Origin of the sequence: Oligoflexus sp., assembly GCF_035638955.1 — a bacterium.
GTDB lineage: Bacteria > Bdellovibrionota_B > Oligoflexia > Oligoflexales > Oligoflexaceae > Oligoflexus.
This window is the reverse complement of sequence record NZ_DASQYZ010000114.1, coordinates 1-2850: the sequence shown is the minus strand read 5'-3', so window position 1 is coordinate 2850 and position 2850 is coordinate 1. Positions and strand designations below refer to the sequence as shown.

4 protein-coding genes are annotated in these 2850 nt (G+C 48.5%); 1 reads left to right on the top strand and 3 read right to left on the bottom strand.

Features of this window, described 5'->3' with window-relative positions; translation table 11 throughout:
• Positions 1–441: 441 nt before the first annotated feature.
• The 3 genes from VE954_RS11315 to VE954_RS11305 form a co-directional block, all read right to left on the bottom strand.
• Complete coding sequence (locus VE954_RS11315) at positions 442–798, bottom strand: transposase (RefSeq protein WP_324952737.1); 357 nt, start codon at positions 796–798, stop codon at positions 442–444.
• 246 nt (positions 799–1044) lie between these two features.
• Positions 1045–1203: a hypothetical protein gene (locus tag VE954_RS11310; protein WP_324952735.1), complete on the bottom strand. Its 159-nt coding sequence runs from the start codon at positions 1201–1203 to the stop codon at positions 1045–1047.
• 279 nt (positions 1204–1482) lie between these two features.
• Entirely contained in the window at positions 1483–2289 is an 807-nt protein-coding gene (locus VE954_RS11305; RefSeq protein ID WP_324952733.1) for a hypothetical protein, read from the bottom strand.
• Between the two features lie 418 nt (positions 2290–2707).
• On the opposite strand from VE954_RS11305, the gene tnpB reads away from it, so the two are divergent.
• The coding region (gene tnpB / locus VE954_RS44205; protein ID WP_414698995.1) for an IS66 family insertion sequence element accessory protein TnpB at positions 2708–2850 on the top strand (143 nt) is incomplete at its 3' end.

Genomic DNA, 2850 nt, shown 5'->3' with positions numbered 1-2850 from the left:
ATGGCGAACCGACATGCCGACCCCCCCAATTTCCAGGCACATTTGGGATGACTTTACATGTCAATAAGAGCAGATTCACCAGCGAATAATACCGTCAATTGTATCAGGAGGCTGTCCGGCTGCTGGACCCATCCTCAAATTATTGCGTCGGACTGCCTTTGAGGATGGGCAGTGTGAGTTCCATTAGCATTCCACTTAGCGGAAAGAGAATAACAGCATAACGGGCCATGAATAGAAATATTGATGTGAACTCATAGTTCGGTGAACCCAGCAACCAAATGAGACTACTGACAAGGAAAGCCCATCCAATTCCAATGGGGAGCCCCCAGTATATGCCTCCTCGAACAATTACCAGTTTCAAAAAATTCATACTATCGCCTTTTTGAAGCCTGCCGATTACCTTACTGGGAGCGTCGGGAAATTGGTGTCCGGGGTTGAAAATTAGTTCAGCAGCCCGATTTCTTCAATCGCATTCTCTATCGTGTTTTTCTCTTCCTTCTCTAAATGCCTTGTATAAAGCTTGGAATCGATGCGGTGCAGTCCCCATCCCAGCTCAATCTTCAGCGCTGTGAACGCCAGCACACTCTCCAATGTCGCTTCTCCCATGGTGTCCATGCCTCGTGTCCTGCGCTTGAACTGGCGGTTAATTGTTTCGATGGCGTTGGTGGTCCTAAGAGCCACCCAAAGGGAGCGGTCAAATTTGAGGAATGTCAGCAAGGAGTCGAGATCCTTCTCCAGGCATTTCACCGCGCGTCCGGCTTCGCCATCCATCAGCTCTTTAAGCGTCGCAAACGCGATCCTGGCATCATTTTCGGATTGAGCATACAGATCTTGTGGGCGCCGATCTTAAACGCCTCACGGAGGCGAGCAGGGGCCTTGGCGAGAGAGTTGCCGAGAGCATGAAACCAGCACCGCTGGGTTACAGCTTTCGAAAACTCTCTTTTGAACAGGTTTTAAAGCCCCGGAAGGCCATCCATAACACCGAGACGGACCTTACTGACGTTTAAACCGCGATTCGTCCGGGTGACAGGTTCGGGCCTGCCTTTAGTGTTCAACTGCCTCAAGAACGGCCTTTTGCCACGATTCACGCAATCCATGTTCACTCTTCTCTTCGGTTTGACTATCGGCAGGCGCGCTCGATGAAACAAGAGTGGCACATCCCGCTGCCATCGCAAGGGCCAGGATCAGCATAAAAGATTTCATAAGATTTATCCTTTGGTGGGTAACCTGAATGTCAGGCATAAACTGCTTGCCGAAATCATCCATGCTCAGCGAACTGCTTCCTATATGGCATAGGGAGGCACATGTTTCAAGTGCCATCCAGTTTCAATCACGAATCTCTGTCAGATGCTTTCACACCGATAAAAATTCAGGTGCCGACCGTCAACGATCGGCAGCCTCCAATGTCCTAAACTTTCGTCATCATATCAAAAGCATTCTGCGGGAAAATGCCAGGATTTCGTTTGAAACAAAGCTCTTCCTTCAAACAATTACATTTTGCTGTTCACCTTCCAGCACCACGGATCGAAAGAATGACTCCGCTTTATCAGTTCCGGGCAAATCCTGCTGGTCGTAAGACCCCACCACAATGTTTAAGAAAAATGGCACACTTCCAACCGCGTCCTCTTTGACTTCCTCAATTTCCTTCAAAAATTCCCGGCTCATCGCCACTATCCGGGCCAGAGCGTCGGGTGTAACGGATTCACATGTATGGCTGAGCAGGGCAAAATTTGAACTGAGTTCGCGGACAAAATTCCTTGCATCACTACTGATCTGATGCTGCATTGCATGATGATCCATCTCTGAGAACACTGCTCGAATCACATTGCTCTCCTGCTCAAGCAAACCGGCCTCGAGCATTTCATCAAGTGCAAGCAATCCTGATTCACCGGCCAGGCGTTCCACAGTCTCGCGGCTTGCGCCTGCTCTTGTCATGGCCAGCTTGACAATGAGGTTATGTGGATTCAGATATAGGAACTTTCTGAGCAAATCAGAGAGTGCCCCTTTGTCGGGTTTGATTTGGGGCGACGAACTCATTATCCTGCCGAGGGACGGGTAATGGCTGCGAATAAAATCCACCTGCTCGTTTTTGGAGAGGACGCGTTCCAGCAGCTTGAAAACCGTTTCATCCCTGATCTCATTGACTTCGGAGTGGATAATTCGCCGAAGGGTGGCATAGGGAACACCAGTGCGCACGGACAACGCCTTGATGGTGACCCTGGGATATCGATTAAAGTAGCTGTTTAAGAGAGCATGAACCGCTTCAAACTTTGATATCCCTGCTTCCATAAATGCTGACCTCTCAATGATTGTCGCCTGAACCCGGGGACGGTCAGAACTCAAAAAGGCTCATCCCAGGCATAGGCGAGCCTGTAGACTGTGCAGTGTAACTCTCGAGAGAAATTCTGTTCGCCAACTCAACTTAGTATTTTTGGGTGGCAAGCCACAGGAAAATCAGCTCACACCTGGGTTATTTGGATCCACTAGGAGTACATATGATGATCAGTATGATTATTATGCAATATTCATATCATATTGCTTTTATTAAGATTCAATTAAGGTTGGATCAAAATCGATAATTGCAAAACCTGTATGGATGCACACTTGTACTCATATGACCATGTGGATTCGCGAGGATATGAAAATGGTCCAATAGCAGCCTCGCTATACCGCTTTTTTAAAGACACTCTGCGCAACCCCCTTCCACTTGCCGGCGGACTTTCGCAAGCATGCCCATGGCCTGGTCACTCTTGCCAAGGAAACTCTGGTTGAGCAGCCTTTTGATGCGAAGGCTCTGTTCGTGTTCACGAACAAAAGAAAAAGTGCCATCAAGATGGTCTATTGGGATTT